At 56.9% G+C, this 21,374-nt stretch carries 18 protein-coding genes; 6 read left to right on the forward strand and 12 right to left on the reverse strand.

Translation table 11 applies throughout. The features are described 5' to 3' along the window. The first annotated feature begins 461 nt into the window (after window positions 1-461). Window positions 462-3,113, forward strand: a complete 2,652-nt coding sequence (locus HMPREF1986_RS03445; RefSeq protein ID WP_036599130.1) for a ComEC/Rec2 family competence protein — start codon at window positions 462-464, stop codon at window positions 3,111-3,113. Window positions 3,114-3,321: 208 nt separating this feature from the next. Here HMPREF1986_RS03445 and HMPREF1986_RS03450 read toward each other — a convergent pair whose 3' ends face one another. Further along, window positions 3,322-4,197: a DegV family protein gene (locus HMPREF1986_RS03450; RefSeq protein WP_036599133.1), complete on the reverse strand. Its 876-nt coding sequence runs from the start codon at window positions 4,195-4,197 to the stop codon at window positions 3,322-3,324. Between the two features lie 693 nt (window positions 4,198-4,890). Here HMPREF1986_RS03450 and HMPREF1986_RS03460 point away from each other — a divergent pair. Together HMPREF1986_RS03460 and HMPREF1986_RS03465 are read left to right on the forward strand one after the other, a co-directional pair. Continuing rightward, window positions 4,891-5,706, forward strand: a complete 816-nt coding sequence (locus tag HMPREF1986_RS03460) for an exodeoxyribonuclease III (RefSeq protein WP_050761890.1) — start codon at window positions 4,891-4,893, stop codon at window positions 5,704-5,706. Continuing rightward, complete coding sequence (locus tag HMPREF1986_RS03465; RefSeq protein WP_021773381.1) at window positions 5,703-6,512, forward strand: PHP domain-containing protein; 810 nt, start codon at window positions 5,703-5,705, stop codon at window positions 6,510-6,512. Before HMPREF1986_RS03460 ends, HMPREF1986_RS03465 begins: the two co-directional genes overlap by 4 nt. A 57-nt stretch (window positions 6,513-6,569) precedes the next feature. On the opposite strand, the gene rpiB is transcribed toward HMPREF1986_RS03465, so the two are convergent. After that, window positions 6,570-7,034, reverse strand: coding sequence for a ribose 5-phosphate isomerase B (gene rpiB / locus HMPREF1986_RS03470; protein ID WP_036599197.1), 465 nt, complete (start codon window positions 7,032-7,034; stop codon window positions 6,570-6,572). Window positions 7,035-7,188: 154 nt separating this feature from the next. Between rpiB and HMPREF1986_RS03475 the strand changes: the two genes are divergently transcribed. Next, complete coding sequence (locus HMPREF1986_RS03475) at window positions 7,189-7,437, forward strand: hypothetical protein (RefSeq protein ID WP_021773383.1); 249 nt, start codon at window positions 7,189-7,191, stop codon at window positions 7,435-7,437. Between the two features lie 201 nt (window positions 7,438-7,638). Then, window positions 7,639-8,256 carry an FAD-dependent oxidoreductase gene (locus HMPREF1986_RS03480; protein ID WP_021773384.1) on the forward strand — a complete coding sequence of 206 codons (618 nt, stop codon included), beginning with the start codon at window positions 7,639-7,641 and terminating at the stop codon, window positions 8,254-8,256. Here the strand turns inward: HMPREF1986_RS03480 and HMPREF1986_RS12505 are convergent. The 4 genes from HMPREF1986_RS12505 to HMPREF1986_RS03500 form a co-directional block, all read right to left on the reverse strand. Then, on the reverse strand, window positions 8,238-8,717 hold the full coding sequence (locus tag HMPREF1986_RS12505) for a YbjN domain-containing protein (RefSeq protein ID WP_009213620.1): 480 nt from the start codon (window positions 8,715-8,717) through the stop codon (window positions 8,238-8,240). The two genes, HMPREF1986_RS03480 and HMPREF1986_RS12505, sit on opposite strands and share 19 nt — an antisense overlap. A gap of 199 nt (window positions 8,718-8,916) precedes the next feature. Next, window positions 8,917-9,897 carry a BtrH N-terminal domain-containing protein gene (locus HMPREF1986_RS03490; RefSeq protein WP_021773385.1) on the reverse strand — a complete coding sequence of 327 codons (981 nt, stop codon included), beginning with the start codon at window positions 9,895-9,897 and terminating at the stop codon, window positions 8,917-8,919. Further along, window positions 9,894-10,418: a helix-turn-helix transcriptional regulator gene (locus HMPREF1986_RS03495; protein WP_021773386.1), complete on the reverse strand. Its 525-nt coding sequence runs from the start codon at window positions 10,416-10,418 to the stop codon at window positions 9,894-9,896. Before HMPREF1986_RS03495 ends, HMPREF1986_RS03490 begins: the two co-directional genes overlap by 4 nt. Before the next feature lie 86 nt (window positions 10,419-10,504). Next, window positions 10,505-11,464, reverse strand: coding sequence for a hypothetical protein (locus HMPREF1986_RS03500; protein ID WP_155978757.1), 960 nt, complete (start codon window positions 11,462-11,464; stop codon window positions 10,505-10,507). Between the two features lie 218 nt (window positions 11,465-11,682). On the opposite strand from HMPREF1986_RS03500, the gene HMPREF1986_RS03505 reads away from it, so the two are divergent. Next, complete coding sequence (locus HMPREF1986_RS03505; RefSeq protein ID WP_021773388.1) at window positions 11,683-13,050, forward strand: sodium-dependent transporter; 1,368 nt, start codon at window positions 11,683-11,685, stop codon at window positions 13,048-13,050. A gap of 360 nt (window positions 13,051-13,410) precedes the next feature. Here HMPREF1986_RS03505 and HMPREF1986_RS03510 read toward each other — a convergent pair whose 3' ends face one another. The 6 genes from HMPREF1986_RS03510 to HMPREF1986_RS03535 form a co-directional block, all read right to left on the reverse strand. Next, a complete protein-coding gene (locus tag HMPREF1986_RS03510; protein ID WP_021773390.1) occupies window positions 13,411-14,025 on the reverse strand; it encodes a Maf family protein in 615 nt (204 codons plus the stop codon). Between the two features lie 94 nt (window positions 14,026-14,119). Further along, window positions 14,120-14,893: a hypothetical protein gene (locus tag HMPREF1986_RS03515; RefSeq protein WP_051273865.1), complete on the reverse strand. Its 774-nt coding sequence runs from the start codon at window positions 14,891-14,893 to the stop codon at window positions 14,120-14,122. Then, the gene (locus HMPREF1986_RS03520; protein WP_036599139.1) at window positions 14,802-17,306 is read right to left on the reverse strand and encodes a hypothetical protein; all 2,505 of its coding nucleotides are present in this window, start codon (window positions 17,304-17,306) and stop codon (window positions 14,802-14,804) included. Before HMPREF1986_RS03520 ends, HMPREF1986_RS03515 begins: the two co-directional genes overlap by 92 nt. A gap of 96 nt (window positions 17,307-17,402) precedes the next feature. Then, window positions 17,403-18,083, reverse strand: coding sequence for a hypothetical protein (locus HMPREF1986_RS03525; RefSeq protein ID WP_021773393.1), 681 nt, complete (start codon window positions 18,081-18,083; stop codon window positions 17,403-17,405). A gap of 39 nt (window positions 18,084-18,122) precedes the next feature. After that, entirely contained in the window at window positions 18,123-19,337 is a 1,215-nt protein-coding gene (locus HMPREF1986_RS03530; RefSeq protein WP_021773394.1) for a hypothetical protein, read from the reverse strand. A 36-nt stretch (window positions 19,338-19,373) separates the two neighbouring features. Then, window positions 19,374-21,344 carry a serine/threonine protein phosphatase gene (locus HMPREF1986_RS03535; RefSeq protein ID WP_155978758.1) on the reverse strand — a complete coding sequence of 657 codons (1,971 nt, stop codon included), beginning with the start codon at window positions 21,342-21,344 and terminating at the stop codon, window positions 19,374-19,376. Window positions 21,345-21,374: the final 30 nt, after the last annotated feature.

The raw sequence follows: 21,374 nt of genomic DNA on the forward strand, positions 1-21,374 counted from the left end.
TCAGGCAGACTCGGAGCGTCCTTGAGTCTTCTCTTCGAGAAGTGCCTTCCGAAGGGAGGTCGGCTGATGCCTCCCGGGCGAAGCCGAGTCTCTGAGCGCAGAAGTCTGCCATCAGGCAGACTCGGAGCGTCCTTGAGTCTTCTCTTCGAGAAGTATCTCCCGAAGGGAGATCGGCTGACGCCTCCCGGGCGAAGCCGAGTCTTGAGCGCGGATGCAGCGAAGAAAAAGCGCAGAAGTCTGCCATCGGGCAGATTCGGAGCGCATTTATTCGGCAGACTCTTTTACGGCGTGGAAAATTTTGCTATAATAATGATCAAAGCATTGCTTCACTCACGGAAGAATCCGGTGTTTTTTTCTTTCCTTCTTTTTTCCTTCTTTATTTCTTCTTTTTCTTTCTTTTTCTTTTCGATCTCTCAGGTAAAAATTTCGTCCTTTCCCGACGCATCCTTCGGAGGTATTCCATGCTTTTTCGCCGTCCCCTTTTTCATGCCGCCGTTTTCTTTTTTCTGGGGGAGCTGAGTGTCGCCGCAGAGCTTTCCTCCCGGCTTCGGATTTTCTTCCTCTTCTTCGCTCTCCTGCTCCTTTTTTCTCTTCTCCTTCTCTCTTCTCCCGCGCCGCATGGATCTGAAAGCATGCGGATGCTCCGTCTTTTCCCCTGTTCTGACCGCCCCCTTCCTTCCCCAAAGAGGAAAATATCCTGTCCCGGGCGCGCACAGGTCCTATGCCTCTCCCTCCTCCCCTTCCTTTTGGCTGTATTTTCTTACCAAAGGGAAGCCCGCAGACTTTCTCTCTGCCGCGAGCGCCTCTCCGCGCTCTCGGATTTTTCTCTCTCCCTATCGGGGGAGGTGGAGTCCGTCCGGATCCTCTCCGGGAAAAGCCGTCTGATCCTGAAGGATGCCGTGCTCTCCAGCGCCTATGGAAGCGCGGAAGCTCTCCCGGAGGACGCGGATCCGCGTCTTCGCGCCCGCTATTTCTGTCCGGCCGGGCGCCTCCTCGTCTACTGCGAAGGGGAGGAGCGGCTCATTCCCGGACAGAGCGTAAGGCTCCGCGGGAAGCTTCTTCCGGAGCGAAGGGCCAGAAATGAGGGAGAATTCGATTTTTCCCTCTACGAAAAGACACAGGGACTGAGCGGCTCTTTCCGCGCGGAGGAGCTTTCTCTCCTCAGAGACAGCGCATCCCCCTGGCAGCGCTTTTTGCAAAGCGGGAAATATTTCCTCTCCGACTCCCTGAGCGCACTCTATCCAAAGGAGGAGCTTGGAATCTGCAAGGCCGTGCTTCTCGGAGAGAGCGGAGAACTCGATGCCGAGAGCCGGGCGCTCTTCCGGGAGAGCGGAGCCGCACATCTTCTCGCGATTTCCGGCCTCCATCTCTCCATTCTGGGCACCGCCTCCTATGAATTTTTCCGCTTCCTCGGACTCTCTCAGGCCTATTCCGGCCTCTTCGGCGGGATCCTGATCCTCTGCTACGGCATCCTGGCAGGAGCACATGCCTCCATCCTCCGCGCCCTCATCATGCTCCTCCTCCATTTTCTCGAAAGGGCCGCCGGAAGAAGCTATGATATGCTCTCTTCCCTCTCCCTGGCCTTCCTCCTTCTCCTTTGCTTTCAGCCCTTTCTCCTCTTTCACGCGGGCTTTCAGCTGAGCTTCGCCGCTCTGCTTCCGCTCTCTCTTCCGAAGGGCCGAAGAAGCAGGCGCCTTCCCCATAGCCGGGGACAGCTCCAAATGCTGCTCTCCCTCCTCCTCACGGCCCTCAGCGGCAGTCTGAGGCTCTCCCTCTTCCTGATTCCCCTCATGCTCTGGCATTTCTTCCAGTTTCCGCTCTACGGCGCCGCCCTGAATCTCTTCCTCCTTCCGCTCCTTCCCTATCTTTTGGGAAGCATCCTTCTCTCCCTGCTCTTTTATTCTCTCGTTCTGCTGCTCCCTCTCCCTCCGCTCTCCTTTCTCGCCTCCGTCTTTTCGGGGAGCGGCTGCTTCATCCTTTTTCTCTGGCGGAAGCTCTGCCGTCTCTCCCTCTCCCTTCCCTTTTCGCTTATTACTCTGGGGCGCCCGAGGGCGGAGCGAATCCTTCTCGCCTACCTCCTGCTCTTTTTCCTCGGCTTCCTCCGCTCTCTGCCGGAGAAGTCCGGCGGAAAAGGCCGCAGAGGGAAGGCCCCCTTCCGCTTTGGGAGCGTCTTTTCTATCCGCTCTATCCGCTCTATCCGTTCTCTCAGCTCTCTCCTTCCCGCCTCCCTTCCGTCTCCGAGGGCGGCCCTTCGGAAGCTCCTCTCCCTTCTCTCCCTCCTTTTCTTTTTCCTTCTCCTCCTTCCGGAAAGGCCAAAGGGACTTCTTATCAGCGCGATCGATGTCGGGCAGGGGGACGGCTTTCTTCTGGAATGCAAGGGGAAGGTCATGAGCGTCGACTGCGGCTCCAGCAGCAATGAACGTTTCGGGGAGAGGGTACTGGAGCCCTTCCTCCTCTCAAAGGCCGTCCTCACGATCGACACCGCCCTCATTACCCACTGCGACAGGGATCATCTGAGCGGAATCGAATATCTTCTCTCGAAGAGCACGCAGATCCGGATCCGGGAGCTCATTCTTCCGGCTCCCGCGGAGGAGGATCCCCGCTACGGCATCTTAAAGCGCCTTGCGGTCCGGCGCGGGTGCCGGATCCGCTATCTGAAAAACGGGGATATGCTCGCTTTCCCATCCTCTCTCCGCTGCTGCTATCCGGAAAACAATGAGCCAATCGAAGAGGCCAACAGTCATTCCATCGGAATGCTGCTGGCCTATGGGAATTTTCGGATGCTTTTCACGGGAGATATGCCGGAGGAGGCGGAAAAGAAGCTTCTCAAAAACCTTCGGGCCGCCGGAGCCCTGTGCGATATCGATATCCTGAAGGCCGCGCACCACGGCTCCAAGTACAGCTCCTCGGAGGAACTCCTCGACAGCCTGCACCCGGAATATGCGCTCCTCTCCTATGGGAGAGGAAACCGCTACGGTCATCCCCACAGAGAAACGCTCTCCCGCCTTGAGGAAAGGGATATCCTTCCCCTAAAGACCGGAGAGCTCGGAGAGATTCAGATCCAAAGCGACGGAAAGCGGTTCCATATCCTGGCTCCCTTCGCCAAAGGCTGAAGGAAGGCGAAATCAGGAAATCGAACACAGCTTCCGTTCTGCATCGCGGCGATCTCTAATATCCGAAAGAGTAAAGGAATCGAAGCGCCGACCGATCCATTACCTTGGTCCCGGCGCTTCCGGAAAAGCTGAGTCCCTGCACCTTTTTACCGCGGAAGTCGGAGCGAGAGCGTTCTGCATCGGACCGGGAGCGGCAGAAAACGCCGACTCAAAGCTCTTCTATCAGTGCAGCGCCGAGTCCGTTCTGACCAATGTGACAGGAAATCAGGAGAGAAAGCGGTTCCACGACAATTTTTGGATTAAGACGCTTTGGGAAGCTTTCCGAAAGCTCCGATGCGAACTGCTCCGCCTGCTCCGGGTTATCCGTGTAGGCGACCGCCAGATAGCAGTGACTTCCGTCCGGGTCCCCATGCTTTTTTCTGAGGTCCTCCCAGAGCCCGCTGATGATCGCCTCCTTTGCCATCTTCTGTGTGCGGACCTTCGTATAGGAGTCCAGCTTCCCGCCCCTTACGATCGTTAAGACCGGCTTAATGTGGAGAAGCGTCCCGATCGCGGCCGCCATCGGCGTGATCCTCCCTCCCCTTTTCAGATATTTCAGGCTGTCCACCGCGATGAAGATGCTGTTTCTCTCCGCGTTTTGGTTCAGGATATCCCGGATCTCCTCCGGAGCCTTCCCCTCCGCCGAAAGGCGCTTCGCAAAAAGACAGTGCTGCCGCTGTGTGACCGAGACGCCGCGGCTGTCCGGGACGAAAACCCTCCCCGCATATTTCTCTTCTTCCGAGAGCATGAGAGCGGTCTGCGCCGCCCCGGAGAGTCCGGAGGTGAGCGGGACATGGACGACGGCATCATTTTCCTGTAAAAGCGCGTCCCAGAGCTTCATGACATCCTCCGGCGAGGGCTGCGAGGTCGCGATCTCGCAATCCTTCTTCAGCTTTTCAAAGAATTCCTCACGGCTCAGATTGATGTCCTCAAAATACTCTTTCCCGTCGATGCGAAAGGGCATCGGGACGACAGAAATCCCGAGCTCTCTGCTCTCCTTCTGTGAGATTCCGGAACCGGAATCCGTCGAAACCGCTATCCTCATACTTACTGGCCTCCAAACTCCTGCCGCCCTTCTCCTTGGGCAGGCTTCTCTCCCCCATATCCCCTGCTCGGAAACTCCGCATCCCTTCGGCAGCCTTTTCCGCGCCGAAAGCTCCGCCGTCCATCGGTGGATTTTTCACGCTGCCGCCGGATCCGATATCACTCTCCGGCAGCAAGGTCAGGACCGGTCCCGCATTTCTTTCCCGGCCGCTTCTCAAGGCCCCTCCCCGGAGAAAAGGCTGTACTCCCCTCAAAGCTTCCAGAAAAAAATGCCCCTCCCCGCCCGTTTCCGCGCCATTTTTCGCGTCCTTGGGAGCGGGCCTGCCTCTGCTCCTTCAATACTGCCGGTTTTTTTCGTACTGCTGGCTGAACTCTAACAAAAATGCAAAAATCTGTCAATCGCTCCGCTCTTTCCGCCGCATAGAGGGTTTGCTTTTGAGAGCGAAATCATGCTATGATCCTGTTCAAAGTTGAGGAAGCAGAGACGGAGAGAGACAGATCTCGAGACAGGACCGCGAAAGAAAGCGCGGCTCAAAGTCCGGAGAGTGACATGCAAAAAGGCGCGGGGCAAAATGGGGCGGAAGGCGCCTCCCGCAGATAATGAGACAGTCGGAATGAAACAGGGAATCCGGGATCAGGCATCCGGCGGACAGGAGCGGGATCAGGAGCCGCTGTAAATGGAGGAATTTTCATGGTGAAGAAACTGATTTCCTGGAATGTCAATGGGCTTCGCGCCGTGCTCGGAAAGACCTTTCTGAGTGATTTTCACGCTCTGGACGCGGATGTCTTCTGCCTTCAGGAGACGAAGCTTCAGGAGGGGCAGGCGGAGCTCAGCCTCCCGGACTATCACCAATACTGGAACTATGCGGAGAAAAAGGGCTACTCCGGAACCGCCCTCTTTTCGAAGGAGGAGCCCCTGTCGGTGAGCTACGGCATCGGGATCCCGGAGCATGACCGGGAGGGACGGGTAATCAGCGCGGAATTTCCGGACTGCTATATCCTCACGGTCTACGTGCCGAACTCTCAGAATGAGCTCCAGCGCCTTTCCTACCGGATGGAGTGGGAGGATGCCTTCCGGGAATACATCCTCTCCCTGGAGGAGAAGAAGCCGGTCATCTACTGCGGCGACCTCAATGTCGCGCACCAGGAGATCGATCTGAAAAATCCTGCGAGCAACCATCATAACGCCGGTTTCACGGATGATGAGAGGGCAAAGTTCTCCCGCCTTTTGGACTGCGGCTACCTGGATTCCTTCCGCTTCCTCCACCCGGAGGAGCGCGATGCCTACAGCTGGTGGAGCTACCGCACAAAGGCGCGGGAACGGAATGTGGGGTGGAGGATCGACTACTTTGTGGTCTCGGAGAAGCTTCGGGAGCGGATCAGGGGCGCCTCGATCCATCCGGAGATTATGGGCTCCGATCATTGCCCCGTTGAGCTGGATCTCGCAGTCTGCCCTGAAGGCGCAGAGCGCGCGCTCCGCATCCGCGAAAAGGAAGGAGAAAAGCATTGATCGAAATAAAATGCGACGTTCACACCCATACTCTTTATTCCCGGCACGCCTTTTCCACCATTGGGGAAAACGTCCGGGCCGCCTCAGAACAGGGACTGGAGCTCCTGGCGACGACAGATCACTACTCTCCCATGCTCTATCCGGACTATAAGAATCTCAGAAATTATCAATATCTCTGCGTCTCTCATCTGATCCCCCGGGAATGGATGGGCGTAAGCGTCCTCCGGGGCTGTGAAGCGGATATCGTGGATCTGGACGGCCACCTCTTCGGCTATGACATTCCGATCCGGAACAATATCGACGACGATCCCTATCCGGACGGCGAAAAGAGCCTTCTCGAACGGGTCATAAAGCCGATGGATTATGTGATCGCGTCGGTCCACCGGATGAGCTTCACAAAAGACGCAGGGCGCAGGCAGTGTACCGAGCTCTACCTTAAGGCTCTGGAGCAGCCGAAGGTTCTGATTCTCGGGCATATCGGCCGAACCGGTCTTCCCCTCGAGCTGGACCCCATTTTGCTCCGCGCAAAGGAGCTCCACAAGCTGATCGAGATCAATGAGCACTCCCTCAGCGATGAGGGGGAGATCCCGAAGCGCTGCCGTGAAATCGCCGTCCGCTGCGCGGAGCTTTCCGTCCCGATTTCGACCGGAACCGACGCCCATATCTCCTTTAGGATCGGAAAATTCGATAAGGTCCGCGCCATGCTCTCGGAGATCCACTTCCCGGAGGAGCTCATCATGACCCGCTCCCGGGAGAGCTTTCTGGAGAATCTCCGCGCCGCCGGACTTTCTGCGAAAGGATGCTGAACGGACACGACTGCCGGAGAGCGGATTCCCGTCCCATCAGCAGCGGGGTGATTCCCGTCAGCGGCGATTCTTCTCCAGCCTGCCGTTTTTCTCGAGCTCTGTGATCATATCGACCCTCTCCTTATGGCGCCCGCCCTCAAACTCTGCGTTCAGCCAGGCATCCACGATCCTCTTCGCAAGCTCCGTTCCGACGACGCGCGCCCCGAAGCAGAGCACATTCGCATTGTTGTGCCGCTTTGCCATCTCCGAGGAGTAGGGCTCGCTGCAGGCAAAGGCCCGGATGCCCGGGACCTTGTTCGCGGCGAGGGAGATGCCGATTCCGGTGCCGCAGATCGCGATCCCGCAGTCCGCTTCCCCATCCGCCACTGTTTTCGCCACGTGATAGCCCGCGAGCGGATAGGGGTAGCGCTCCGGGCTGTCCGTCCCCACATTCAGGACCTCTATCCCCTTCCTTTTAAGATATTCCGCGATCTCCCGTTTCATCTCCAAAGCCGCATGATCATTTCCTATGACGATTTTCATTCCTCCATCCTTTCCCTCCGCTTGGATGCGAAAAGCCCCTTCGCTCTCCTTTGCATTCTTCCGCCATTCTAAAACATTCCCCCGCAAAAGTCTTGCTTTTTTTCCCGCTCTGGGCTAAGGTGATGAGGGTTTAAAAAGAAGAAAGGACTTTGCCATGAAGATAGAAAATGTAAACAATGTAGAAGGGCTCTTCGAGCTCCTGAACAATCTGAAGGGAAGCGTGGAGCTGGTCTCCCCGGAAGGAGATCGGATCAATCTGCGCTCAAAGCTCGCCCAGATGCTCATGATGTCCCGCCTCCTGGATAAGGCCTATATCAAGGAGCTGGACCTCATCGTCCATGAGCCGGAGGATATGAAGAAGGTCGTGGAATTTATGATGGGAGACGCCCACACGGAGGAGTGATCGATCCCTCCCCCTGCGCTCCTGCGAGTTCAGGAGACGGATCCTCCGGAGAGGATCTGAAAATCCTTTGAGAAATGAATCCGGGAAGAACGTCTTCAGAAAGGGCCCTTTGCCGCGGAGAAGTGAATCATTCGGAGAAGTGAATCATTCGGAGAAATGAATCATTCGGAGAAGTGAATCCGCTCATACAGAGGAGGAAGCATGCAGGAAACCATGCAGGAGAGGTCTTCTGAAAAAGAAGGACTCTTCGCTGATCTCATCGTCGTCGGCTCCGGCCCCGCCGGTCTCGCCGCCTTTGCCGCGGCCTCGGATCAGGGGCTTCAGAATATCCTCTGCCTAGAACGGGAAAAGCTTCCCGGCGGCCGCCTTCGAAGGAAGGATGAGGAGGAAGCGGGGAGAGAGATCTTTCATCGGGCGATCGGAAGCGCCGCCTGCCTGAAGCATTTCCTCTCCCTTCTTGAAAATTATGAGCTCTCCGTCAGCTGCGGCTGCGAGCTCCGGGAAACGAAGTTCTCTGGAGCGGATAGGGAGCGCCCTTTTTCGCTTCTTGTCCGGCAGTATGAAGGAAAAGAGAAGCATTTTTTCTGCCGCGCTTTGATCCTGGCAACGGGAGAAGCGTCCTCTCCCGAAGGACCTACGCTCCTTCCCTGCCCAGGAGAAAGCCCGGAGGCCTCTTCCCGCCCTCTCCCGGCGGGACTTTTCCTCGCGGGAGAACTCCGCCGAAAATGCCCCCTGCCAGACGATGCCGCAAGAGACGGTGCAGAGGCCGGGCGCAGGGCCTCCGACTACCTGCTTTCCGATCAGCCAAAGTCCAGATGATTTCCCTCCGGGTTTTCGATACTCTGGATATAAGCCGCCGGATCTCCGCCGATCAAAATCAAACGGAGCAGCGCCCTCCCGTAGCGCTCAATCATATAGATCCCCGTATAAATGCTGTCTCTCACGATATTTTCCGGAATATCCCCAAACTCCGAGGTAATGTAGACCTTGTAGCGGACCTCCCCGTCCGCATAGTCCAGTTCAAAGTTTCCGTTCCGAAGCCCGTAATTGGCGCGCGTAATGAACTCTGAGACCGCGGCAAAGCGATCCGGCTCCACCTTCAGGTTCAGCACGGAATAGACCTGATAATCGGTCTCACCGACAATAATATAGAGATTGACATTGCCAAGAATATTTTCAAGGTCTACTCCGCTTCGAAAGTAGCCCTTCTCCTCATAATAATCATAGCTCCAATGCTCGTGCTCAAAAAATTCCCGGAGCGACTCCTCTATTTTTCTCATATTCCTGTCCTCCTTTTCAACAGCACTTACACTCTTTTATATAATCCGATATAATCCCGCCATAAAATCTTGCCTCCACTTCCGTGAAAGCACGTCGTGGAGGCAGGCTTATGACACTGAAATCATTATATCAGAAAAAAAGGTTAAAATCTCCGTTTTATTGGCAAAATTTATAGAGGAGGACTGGCTGCATTGATTGTCAGTCGCCGGCCAGGAGCAGCTGCATCGCCTCCCGCTCTCTCTCGGAGAGCTCTTTCAACCTTTCCGAGGCCTCCAGGATATCTCTCCTGTCTTCCTCCTCGGCCACCTTTTCCAGCAGAGCGATCAGCTCTGACCAGCTCCTGGCAATCCCTCGGAAGCGCTCGTATGCTCTCCCTATCCCCTCCCTTTCCGTCAGCTTATAGGCCTCCCCGAGAAAATCCCGGTACAGATTCCGGAAGATCGCTCCGCCGGTTCCGGCTCTTTCCATCAGCATGGCGCTCATCCCAAACTCCTCTTTCCTGTTTTGAGAGCGGTCAAACCAAGCGACAATCTCCCTGCCCGCCTTCTCGATCCCCTTATAGCTCGAATTTTTGATAGGAGGGTTGAGATAGCATTCCGCATTATTTTGTATCGCGCTCTCTATGGCCTCTCTGAGCGGCGTAACCTCTGCTCCCCGCTCTATCACATAATAGAGGTTTCGGGAGGACATGGACCCCCTTTCAGCTCTCGCCTCCGAAAGACTTCTCAGCGAGGTCTTCGCCTCAGAGCCCTGCTGCTCGGTATCCACCAAAAAGGCGGATTCCTCGTCGTAGCCGACGATCGCGACATAGTGCCCCGCAAAGTGAATCGGATGAGAGAAATACTCAAGGTGGTAGCAATCCAGCTTCAGGCCCACCGCTTTTCCGCTGTCCAGAAGCTCCTTCACGGATCTCCACGCCCTCTCTCTGGAGGAGCTCTCCCGCACCGTGAGCCTTAAGCCCAGATTTCTCGCGATATTCTTCGTCAAAAGGTCCGGTTTGATCCTTCCTCCGAGAAAGGGATAGTCCATGGATTTCGTCTTCCAGAAGAAAAATGAGAGTCCCTCCCCGAGGCCGAAGAGCATCGGCTCGCTGAGTTCAAGTCCGATCTGCCGAAGAAGCGTCCCGGTCGCCGTCGTCTCGCAGTGCTGCCCACGATACGGTTTCAGATCCAGTTTCATCCTTTTCCCTCCATTCTTTCCAGCTCTCCCTCCACAAAGTCCAGCTCGGCGCGAAGCAGTCTCTCACTTAAGCGGAACAGACGCCCGGCAGAAGGAGACTTCTCTTCTTCCAGCGGAAGCTTTTTCTGAAGTGCCGCATAATCCCACGCAAGCTGCCGCCTTCTTTCCTCCAGGGCGAGGCGCCATTCCTCATCGCCGATGCAATGGCTGTTCGCAAGACCGGTCATAAGATGCGTATTGGAAGGTCGTCTCTCCGCAATCTGCCTTCTCGTCTCCTCCCTCAGACTTTCCTTCCCGGACTCTGTGATGAAGTAGCGTTTCTTCTCTCTCCCCCTCGACGGCTCCGCCGTGGCCAGTCCCTTTTTTTCCAGCTTTTCCAGCACATAATAAATGGAAGAAAAACCTATGTCCGCCCACTTTCTCATGTCCCGCTTCTCAATAATACCTTCAATCCTATAGCCGTACTCCGGCCCCTCCGAGAGAATTCCCAGAATCAGTTGCTCTGTCGATGTCGTTTTCATACTTTATATTCTAGTACTAGAATATATTTTGTCAAGAACTGTTCCTGAATCAATGGATAGGTCCCCATTTAACGACAGAATATCCCTCAGAGAAGAATCCCGATATAGAGAAGACGGCTCGCCCCAAGCTCCAGGATATCTCCATTTCGGAGAAGCGCAGTCCGGTAGCCGGCCTTCCCCTGAAGCCTCACGAGACCTCTGCACTTCTCCCCGAGAAGCAAGGCCCGCTTCTCCTCTCCGATGATATAGATGACCGCGTGCTCCTTCTCCCGAAGCCCGGGGGAGGAAGGAAGGGAAATCTCCATCAAAGCTCCGCTCCCGATCCGGTTCCACCCATCATAAAGCGCCCAGAGTCTCCCGGCCCCCGCTCCGTCGATACAGAGAAGAAAGCCCTCTACCGCTCCCCGCTCCTCTCTCTCCTGGCCTTCCTCTTTCCTGAGTCTCTCCCACCTCTCCTCCCTCTCTCTTCTAAGATCCTCCTCTCTCTCCTTCTTATAGCGGGAAAAATGCTCCCGGAACTCGGGCTCCCTCTCCGCCCTCTCCCGGTATCCTCTCTCTGTCCTGAGAATTCCGCCCCAGAGCCTTCCGTATTTCCCGTCGAGCTCCAGATAGCGAAATCTTTTCCCGGAGAGCTCCAGGATCATCTTGTCCCGGAGCACTGCCGCCTCGTGGACCATCTCCCCCTCCAGCCGCACGATCCCTCTCCCTCTCGCGGGAAGGAGAGAGCAGCACCTCTTTGTCTCATCATAATAGAAGGCCGCATGCCTTTTCAAAAGGGAGGGCTCATAGAGAAGATCTGCCTCTCCGGATCCCAGATATTGGAGACCGAAGCTGAGCGGGAAAAAGCCTCCTGCCTTCTCATCCGAAAGGGAAAGAAGCAGGGCGGTGCAGGGCCGCTCCTCAGAGACTGAAAGTCCAAAGCGCGCCCGGAGCAGAAAATAGCGCCTCTCCGGAGAGTCCATCCGAAATCCGCAGACCGGACAGATAAAAGGAGAGCGGCTCCGGGAGAACCAGTGCCCCCTGGGACAGATCCGAATATTTGACATGGCTGCTCCTTTTCTCCTCTTCGCCCCGGCTCTTTTCGGCAATCGCTCCTCTTTCTATAGCTTTTCCGGAGTCCTTATGCTAGGATAGCGGGAATGCGAATAGCCTGAGCATTCTTGAGTCTTCTCAAGGAGAAGTGCCTCCCAAAGGGAGAGCGCGGGCTTATATTATGGTAGTGCCGCTATTCCGGCATGAATTATCAAAAGGGGAATGAAAAGCAATGGAAAAGAAGAATAAACGGAGCAGCTTCTCCTCGAAGCTCGGCTTCGTCCTGTCCGCAGCCGGTTCCGCGGTGGGACTTGGCAATATCTGGAGGTTTCCTTACCTCGCCGCAAAATACGGCGGCGGGATCTTCCTCCTCGTCTATCTGCTCCTGGTCATGTCTTTTGGCTATACCATGATCATTGCGGAGTCCGCCCTCGGAAGGATGACCAGAAAAAGTCCCGTCGGAGCCTATCTTCATTTCGGACGCGACTGGATGTTCCGGGCCGGAGGCTGGATCAATGCCGTGATTCCGATCCTCATCGTCCCCTATTATTCCGTAATCGGGGGCTGGGTCTGCAAATACCTTTTCGGCTATCTCCGCGGAGAGGTCTCAGTCCTCGCATCGGATACTTACTTCTCCGGCTTTATCGGAAGCTCTCAGGCGGAACCCTGGTTCCTGCTCTTCTCCCTTCTCACCATGCTCGTCATCTATATGGGAGTGCAGAACGGGATCGAGCGGGTCTCCACTCTGATGATGCCCGTTCTCGTCGTGCTGGCCGTCATCATCTCCGTCTATGCCATCACCCGCCCCGGCGCGCTGAGCGGGGTGAAGTACTTCCTGATTCCGAATCCGAAGAACTTCTCCTGGATGACCGTAGTCGCCGCGATGGGGCAGATGTTCTACTCCCTCTCCATCGCGATGGGAATTCTCGTGACCTTCGGCTCCTATATGAAGGATGATCTCTCCATTGAGGCTGCGACGACCCATGTGGAGATCTTCGACACGGCGATCGCGGTTCTCGCGGGGCTCATGATCATCCCCGCGGTCTTCGCCTTCTCCGGAGGAGATCCCGGCGTCCTGAAGGCGGGTCCCTCCCTGATGTTTATCACCATGCCGAAAATCTTCGCGAGCATGGGCTTCGGCCGCCCGGCGGGCATCATCTTCTTCCTGCTGGTTCTCTTCGCCGCACTGACCAGTGCCATCGCGCTCGCGGAGAGCGCGGTCTCCACCTTCCAGGATGAGCTGCACTGGGGCAGGAAGAGGGCAAGCCTCGTGCTCTTTATCATCATCGCGCTCCTCGGAAGTCTGAGCGCGCTCGGCTACGGCCCTCTCGCGATGGTGAAGATCGTCGACATGCAGTTCCTGGACTTCTTTGACTTTTTGACGAATTCCGTCATGATGCCGCTCGCCGCCATGGCGACCTGTCTCCTCATCGTCCGTGTGATCGGCGTGGACAAGATTGCGGCAGAGCTCACGAAGAACGGGGCGCTCTTTCAAAGAAGAGCTGTCTTTAACTTCATGATTAAGTATCTCTGTCCTTTCTTTGTCGCGATCATCCTCTTCAGCTCCCTCGCGAGTGTGTTCGGACTGATCAGCTTCTGATCTCTCCGTCATCTCTTCCTTTTACGCCGTCCAATGAGGAGCCGCTCCCTTTGCCGCCCCGGCGCTTTGCGATGCGGCATTAGGATGCGGCAGTCGGAGCGAGAGCATCCTGCGTTAGAGCCGCCGCTCGTCAAAGATGCTCATCCCTGCTCCGCACCCTGTTTCCCTGGTTAAAACGCTTGCCGTAGCAGGGAGCTGAAGTAAAATGTAGCTCAGCCTGCTTCGCGCCCTGCTCCCCTGCTTAAAGCGCTTGCCGCGGCAGGGAGCTTACGCAAAATGATGACTCAGCCCTGCTCCGCTGGTTAACGCGCTTGCTGCGCGGCAGGGAGCCGAAGTAAAATGATGGCTCAGCCTGCTTCCCTAGAGCTGCTCGATCCGCTTCATCATATGGTAGAGGTGAGAGGCGGGGAGTCCCATGACATTATAAAAATCCCCGTTGATCCCACGGACATAGCGGGAGAAGACGCCCTGGATTCCATAGGCTCCCGCCTTATCCATCGGTTCCTCCGATTCCGCATAGTCCCTTATCTCCTCCTCTGTCAGCCTGCATATACTGACCTCCGTCCTCTCGGTGAAGCCGAGCTTCTTCACTCCCGCCCTCTCTGAGAGCGGGAGCTTTTGATTTTCAGCTCCGTCCTCCGGGAGAAGGATCAGACTGACCCCGGTATAGACATAATGCGTCTTTCCGGAGAGCTTCCTCAGCATCTCTCCCGCCTCCCGGTGGTCCCCCGGCTTTCCGAGGATCTCCCCCTCCAGGTGGACCACGGTATCCGCCGCAATCAAAAGAGCCTCTCCCTTCACGCGCGCCGCGACATCCGCCGCCTTTTGAAAGGAAAGCTTTCGGACGAGCTCCTCCGGATCGTCCGTATCTCTCTCCTCTTTTAGCGCACTCGGGATGATCTCCGCCTCGATTCCGATCTGCCGAAGGATCTCTCTCCTCCTCGGAGACTGCGATGCCAGTATGATTCGATGCATATCTCTTCCTTTCTTCCTAAATGAAGGTCCTGCCGGAATTCCCGGCCTTCTGCCACTCTATTGTAGCAAAGAAGAGAAGAGGCGCAAGCGATCATCAGCTCAGAAAGATCCTCTTCCGCCCTTCTCTCCCCGGCTCCTCCGTCCCTCTTCCTCCCTCTCTCTTTAAAAGCTCTGAAAGCCCCTCGTAGAGCTCCAGATTCGAGAGCTCCCGGTATTCTCTCCGGAGGCGCCTCGCGATGTAATGCTCCAGACTCTCCCGGCAAACCCCCTCCGGACGGCTGAGAAGGAGCTGGCAAAAGAGGAACTCCTCCTCGCACAGCCCCTGAAGGCGAAGTCCTTCCAGGGCGTAAAGTCGGAGGAGCTTCGGATGAAAGGCCGGGCGAAAGGGCCCCGCATAGTCTGCATTTCGAAGATCCAGTGTATCAAAGGCGGCGGCGCAGTCCCGAAAGTCAAGATAGCGGTCCCGGAGCCGAAAGCCGGGGCGAAGGCAGAAGCTCCCGAGCAGAAGGCCGTGCTCCCGCTTCTCCTCTCTCTGAAGGCGGTAGGAAAAGGAAAAGCACTCCCAGTCTCCATCCCTCTCCTCTCCCTCGAGGGAGAGGTAGAGATAGCTCCTGTGCCCGTCCGCCGGACAGGCGAGACACTTTTCCTCCGGGAGAATATGAATCCTCCCGCGGTATTTCACGATGCCTCCCCCGATCCGAAGTCCGTCCCCCTTCTCAGAAGAGGAGAGCTCCAGGCCATAGAGCACCCCGGCAGTATAATTCTCATAACTAAGCCTAAGATACTGCTCCGGGTAAGTCCGGAGCGCTTCCAGCATCTCTCCCTTCAGGATCCGTCCTCTCGTAAATACCGGATAGCGGCTCTCCATCTTCCTCCTCCTCGATCGCATAGATTTTTTCCGGCCCCGCAAAAAGCCTGTCCTCCCGCCTGAAGATCCCGATCAGGGAAAAGCTCCAGCGCTCCGGGAGAAAAAAAGCAAAGACCCTGAGCTCTCCGTTTCGGATATCATCGGTGTCCTCCTGCCGGATCCTCCCTTCGCTAAGGAGAAGGAGCTCCTCACGACCGATCTCCTCCGCCTCTTCCCGGAAAAAGGAATAGGAAAGCTCTCTTTTCAGCCTGCCGGAAAGATCCCGAAGGCAAAGCGGAAGCAAAAGCTCGGAGAGATTTCTGCGTATGCTCCCTCCCTCCGCGATGCGGCGGCCGTCCAAGAGTATACTTTCCCTCCCCGATATTTCCCGGAAGAAAAGCAGGCAGGGGATCGCTATCTCACCCCGAAGAAATCGCACGCGGCAGCTCCCCTCCCGCAGTGAAAGCTGATACAGGAGAAGAGCATCGGACAGAGCAGTCCTCTCGGAAGCTCCATTTCCGCCGTCTCCCTCCATCATCCTCCCCGGTATGAACTCCTTCAGGCTCTCCCGAAACAAGCCGCTCCGGGAAAGGCCTCCGAGAAGAGAGAGCATATCATAGCGAAAGAGCTCCCCCGCCTCATAGTCCTCCTCTAAAAAATCCTTTAAAAGCCGATCCAGCTCTTCTCTGAGAGCGCGGGAAAGCTCCGTCCGACTGAAGCTAAGCCCTGGGAGCTCCCGGAGGGGAGAAAGTCTTCCCCCGCGGAGAAACGAGAGCTTCTGAAAATTCTCAGCGGGCCGCGCTTTCTCCCCGCCCTCCCTTGAAAAAGGCTCTAAAGGCTCAAAAGAGGAGAACAGCAACTCCTCCAGGAGCTCGGATGCGATTCTCCGGAGAAAATAAAAATTTTTCCGGATCGGCTGCCTCTCTTTTCCCTCACAGCGCCAAAAACAGATCGGAATCCGCCCCCGTTCCCCGCCGGAAGGATCCGGGAGCTTCCCCCTCTCTCCCGGGAGTGCCTCTTCGATCCGGACCTGGAGGAACTGCATCAGGCGGAGAAGCAAAAGCTCCGTTCCAAAGCAAGGATCCCCCTTCCGATAGGACTGCCGGATCGAAAGCTCCCGGAGTCCCCTATCCGAATGAAGGGAGAAGCCGCATTCGCTCAGGGATGCGCCGAGACCGGAGACCGAGAGCAGCAGGGCCCGATAGTCTCCGTCCGGGAGCCTTCCCCTCCGCTTCTCCCGCAGGAAGATGCTTCGAAAGATCCCGGCCTCCGCTTCGCTAAGAGAGAGGGAGAGGGAGCAGGAGAGTCTCTCCTCCGCTCTCTCCAGGAAACGACGGAAGGCCTCTCTTTGCGGGAGCGGAGCGGAAAGGCAAAGCTCCGAGGTCCTGCACTTGTATTCCGCCCTCGTCCTTTCCAAAAGATAGCGGAGGAAGGAAAGCAGCAGCTCGAAGCGGGGGATCCTCCGGTAATTCCCCTCCCGGTCGAAAAGCGCCTCCTCCTGATCCGGCTGGAGGATCCATGCCCGCAGATTCCGAAAGAGGCTTCCCCCGGACCGGCTCTCCTCCGCCCTCGCAAGCGCCTCCCAGCCAAAGTCCAGTACAGGCGCTCCCTCCTTTAAGGAGCGCACATAAATCGCATTCGGAACCCAAGCCTCCGGATGGAGCTCTCCCTCTCTCCAGTGCGGAAAATGCGTGTGGGAGATGCCCGGCTCCGTTTCCCATGGCGAAGGAGAAGAAATGGAATAGAGGGAGAGGGAAGAGCCCATACTCCCGAAGGAGAGCGCGATCGGATGAGAAAGTGCGAGAAGCTCCGGATTCTCACAGAGAAGGCTCCTCTCATAGGCTCTCCCGGCCCGAAGCTCCGATAGAGGGAGCGAAAGCTCTTTTTCGGTGAGCCGGAAGGAGAGCGCGGAAAGCCGCTGATCCAGGAGGATCAGGCGGAGCTTTCGTTTCTTTCCCGCGAGAAAAAAGAGCTCCTCTCCTCTCCTGAGATATAAAAATTCCCTCTCCCCTCCCCTCGGATTCACATGGAGTACGGCCTCCAGCTTTCCCTCCCCGTTCAGGAGGAAGGCATTGGTATTGATAAGCTCCTCCCGAAAGCTAAGGCAGCAGCAATCCGAAAAATCCAATCCGGCCCCGCGGTAAAGGCGGAGCTCTCCGGGACTCTTAAAGTCCTCCGGGAGAGGGGAAAAGCGAAGCTCCCGAAAGAAGCACTCAAGCCTCCCGGCCGCTTCCTCCGAGATCTCTGTGATAAGTGCCTGCTCTCCTGCGCCAAAATACGAGAGGATCCTCTTCCGTCTCTCCTCCTCCCCGCAGTCCGGGCGAAGGGCCCGGATAATCCGTTCTCTCTCGCAAATCTCCCGGAGCTCGGAATTGTCCATCCCGAGAAGCTCTTCCCTTCGATAGCGGTATCCTCTCCCTTCCTCCATCTCCAATCCCTCCCCTCCTCTTTCCTCCCCGGGAGAATGCCGCTCCCGGGCTCCTTCCGTCCCCTCGCCGCTTCACAGCCTTCCGCCTCATGGAAAGCTCTCTCAAAAAAGCGCGCACTCCCCGATCCTTAAGCTCTCCGCTACTCCTAAGATCCCGAAATGCCTGTCCCAGAAGAGCACGAGCTCGATATAGAGCGGCAGGAAAAGCTTCCGAAGGAGGGAAAAGCGCCGCCTCTCCCTCTCATTCTCCGGGACTCCAAGGCTCAGGATCATCTCCCCCTCCTCCGCCCGGAGGTAGAGAAGACTCTCCGGATAGAAAAATCCGACCGCTCTTTGAAAAATCCCAAGCGCCTCCGCCCCTTTTTCAAGGGAGAGGAGCCCGTAGAGCAGGAGCTTTTGCTCCGAGAGAGAAAAAAGAGAGAAGTCCTCCCGGAGGAAGCGAAGCGCTCCCTCTCTTAGCTCCGCGTGGAGCCGACTCGCCAGAAATTCCTCCCTGGTATAGGAGCTTCGAAGATCCCAGAGCGCGAGCAGATGAAAGAATGCATCGAAAAGTACAGAGCGCTGCCCGCGGAGTCCCGGATACTTCAGCATCGGAGAAAGCTCCGCCCCAAAGCGGTAGAGCGGGTTTAATTCGATCTCTCTGCTCTCGATTTTCTCCTGATTGAGGAGCGGGAAAGCGCTCTCCATATAGGGGCTCGGATTCCTGCTCTCCGAAAAGCGGAGCTCCGAAAGCAGAAAGCCGGATTCCCTCGCGTGAAGTAAAATTTCCCAGACACAGTTCATTCTGCCTCCCGCCCGTAAATACTGTCAAAAAACGCTGCCCTAGAGGAAACAGCCCGCAAAGCGGCAGTCCGGAAAGCTCTCCCCCATGCTTTCCAAAAGATAGCGGAGTATGGACTCCGAAAAGACATCCCCGCCTTCTCTCCGGAATGCCAGAAGGAGAAGCGGTCCGAGACCCCGGAGCATTTGCTCCCTGTCCCCGGGAAAATACAGCCCCTCCGGGAGCAGCTCCCCCTCCCGAAATCCCCTGATCCCTTCCAGAGAAAGGCCGGAGGAAGGGAGCAGGGAGGACGCCTGCCGGCGAAGCTCCGCCTCTGTGAGTGCGGGGGGATGCGACATCTCCCGAAGGCGTTCCAGGAGACTCTCCTCCCTTTGATTGCTGAGAAGTCCCTCCGGCTCCCGCCTCTGCTTTTCTTCGATCGGATGGATCAAAAAGCCCGAAAGATGCGGGAGATTCGCCCTGCTCGTCCGAAGAATCAGCTTTCCCCTCTCTCTTCGAAGGGAGAGGAAGCCCTCCTGATAGGAGAGGAGCGGGAAGGCCCCCTCTGTCCCCGCGCTGATCTCATATTCATAGTAGACGCCGTCCTCCGCGGGACTCAGAAAGTCCCGCGCGGAAAAGCGATGCGCTGAGACATTCCAAAGAAGCTCAAGTCCCCTCCTGACATAGGGGGAGAAGCTCCCGAAGGAAAAATCAGGCCCCTCCGCCCCCTCAGGAAGCGCCGGGAACTCCAGGATAAAGCAGTGCTCCGGGTAGGCCATCGGAATGCAGTGCCAGGGGAGAGCGCAGAAGAGGAAGGCCTCCCGGAGCTCCCGAACCCTCTCCCCTGCTTGATTCTCCCTTCGGACAAAGGCGGTGCCCTCTGTCTCTCTGCCGTCCAGGCGGTAGTGAAAAGGGAATTTCCCTTCCCGCAAAAAGGCCTCGCAGACGGAATCCTCCGCGAAGAGGAAGATCCTCTCCTCCGTTCCCCGCTCCTCTTCCTCCTGAAGGATCGGATGGAAGCCCTTCGGTCTCTGCCTCCTCCCGGAGGGGTCGAAGGGAAGCATGCCAATCTCCGGCGGGCTCTCCCTCTGCGCTGCTTCCCGGAAGACCCGATCGGCGAGCTCCTGGAATCTTCCCTCCAGAAGCTCATTCATCCGAAGGAGAGCATCCATCAGGATATCCATGCCCTCTGAGGCGGGGCTCTCCCCGCATCTCTCTCTGAGATAGTCTGAAAATATAAAATCCTCTCCCAGAAATCCCCTTCCCTCTCTCGTCATCCGCTCTCTCCTTCCGCCTCTTCCCTCTTCCCTTTCCTACGGCCAGCGCTCGCTCCCTGTCTCCGCGGAGAGCATCGCCTCTTCCACTCCCCCGCTCCTCTCCGCGCCCTTTTCCTTTTCTCTTCCGCCGCTTTCCTCCGAGACCTTTTCCGTTTCTCTTCTCTCGCTCTCTCCGGAGGTCTTCCCATTATCCCCCTCTTCTCCCTTTCCCTCCCTTCTTCCGTCTCCCGTCTCCCTTTGTCCCTCCTCGTTCTTCTCCTCTTCTCGCTTCCTCTGCATCTCCCGGATCCTTTGATCCAGCGAGATCACCTCGATCTCCTCCCGGAGCTTTTGGTATATTCTCCTGGCATAGTCATAATTTTCCTCCGCCTTATCATATTCTCCCCTCTGCGCGGCGTCGTCTCCGGCCTGCCGATAGCGAAGCGCGGCTCTCCCCTCCTCCTCGTCCGCCTGGATCCGCTGACTGAGAGAATCCATCTTCTCCGAGAGCGAGTCTGCTCCCGCGCTCTCCCCGCTCTTTTCATAGAGCGCCTTCGCTGTCTCATAATTCGCCTTTGCGCTCAGAAGGTCTCCGTCCTTCAGCGCCTGATCCCCGGCGCTGATCAGACTGTTTGCCCGGACGAGCTGCCCCGCCTGCTCTTCGGCCGCAGATTTCTCCTCGCTCTGCTGCTTTGCAAGCTCCTTCTCCAGCTTCGTGAGCTTCTCCTCCGCACGGATCTTTCCTTCCTCATAGCTGAGCTCCCGGGACAGATCCTTTGCCTCCCGGTAGCGCTCCCTTGCCCCCTCATAGACTCCGGCCTCGAACAAAATCTCCCCGTCGTTAAGCTCCCTTTCGACCAGCTGAGAGCCGTCGATGAAGCGGATCCTCTCCCGGATATGATCCAGTCCCACATTGTCCGCATAGGGCAGGCGCCGGAGCAGAAGCTCGTAGTCGGACTTCGCATCCTGATAGCGCTTCTCCGAAAATTTCTCATCCGCATCCAGGATGGCGGAGAGGGCCTCTAAGTAGCGGTTCAGGCTCTCCCTCTCCTCCCTGTCCCGGAGAAGCTCCGCCTTCTTCTCCGCCTTCTCACATTCCTCGCGGGCTCTGCCGAAGTTCTCAAGCTCCAGATAGCTCTCCATCCGAAGCCGGTAGCTCTGAAGATCCTCCCTGAGCTCCCGCCTCCACTTCCGATAGAAGAAGGAAGCGAGAAAAAGAAGGAAGAAAAGGAGGAGACAGAGGAGGAGGGCGCAGATGATCCGTCTCCGGCGCCGCCTTTTTCCGGAGTCTGTCTCCAGAAAGACCTTGTCGACATAGATCGCCGCCGCACTGTAATTATCGAGGCGGGCAGGGTGCCGATCGAGAAGGCTTTTTTCCAAAAGGGCGAGACTCTCCTCCCCGTCCGCGCCGGAATGCTCGAAAATCTCCGCGATCTCCCCCTCATGAAGATTCTCCCAGATCCCCTTCGTATAGAGAAGAAGAATATCCGAATCGGAGAGGGGGATTCTCTTAGAAAGGTAAGGATGAAAATGCTTCTGTCCGAGATAGGCGCTCAGGTTCTGCCTCTCCTCGTGTAAAGATACCGCGTCCTCCGGGATCTCCTCCCGCGCCGCAAGCTCTGCCGCATAGGAATTGTCCCGGCTTTTCAGTATGGTCTCTCCATTTCGATAGAGGCGGAGCCGGACATTTCCCGCACCGGCATAATAAAAGCTCCGGTAATCCGTAAGGACAAGAAGGACAGAGGCCTCCGGCCTCTCCTCTCCCTCCTTCCGAAAGCTCTCATTGGCTCCCCGAAGATAAGAGCGAAGCGCCCGCTTCGAGCAGGCCGGGCGGGCCTGAAAGCGGCTCAGAATCTCCTCCGCTGCCATCCTCCCGGGATCCCTTTTAGATGGCCCCGGAAGCCCGTCCGAAAGCACATAGCAGGCGAAGTCGGAGAGCTCGATATAGGAAAAGCAATCCAGATTCCGAAGCTCCGTCCCCTCCTCCGAGAGGAAGGAAGTCTTAAACTTGCTGTTCTGCTTTCTCATCGCGCTTTCCTCCGCCTCCCCTGCTTCTTG

This window comes from Oribacterium sp. oral taxon 078 str. F0263 (assembly GCF_000469565.1).
In the GTDB taxonomy this organism is placed as follows: Bacteria; Bacillota; Clostridia; order Lachnospirales; family Lachnospiraceae; genus Oribacterium.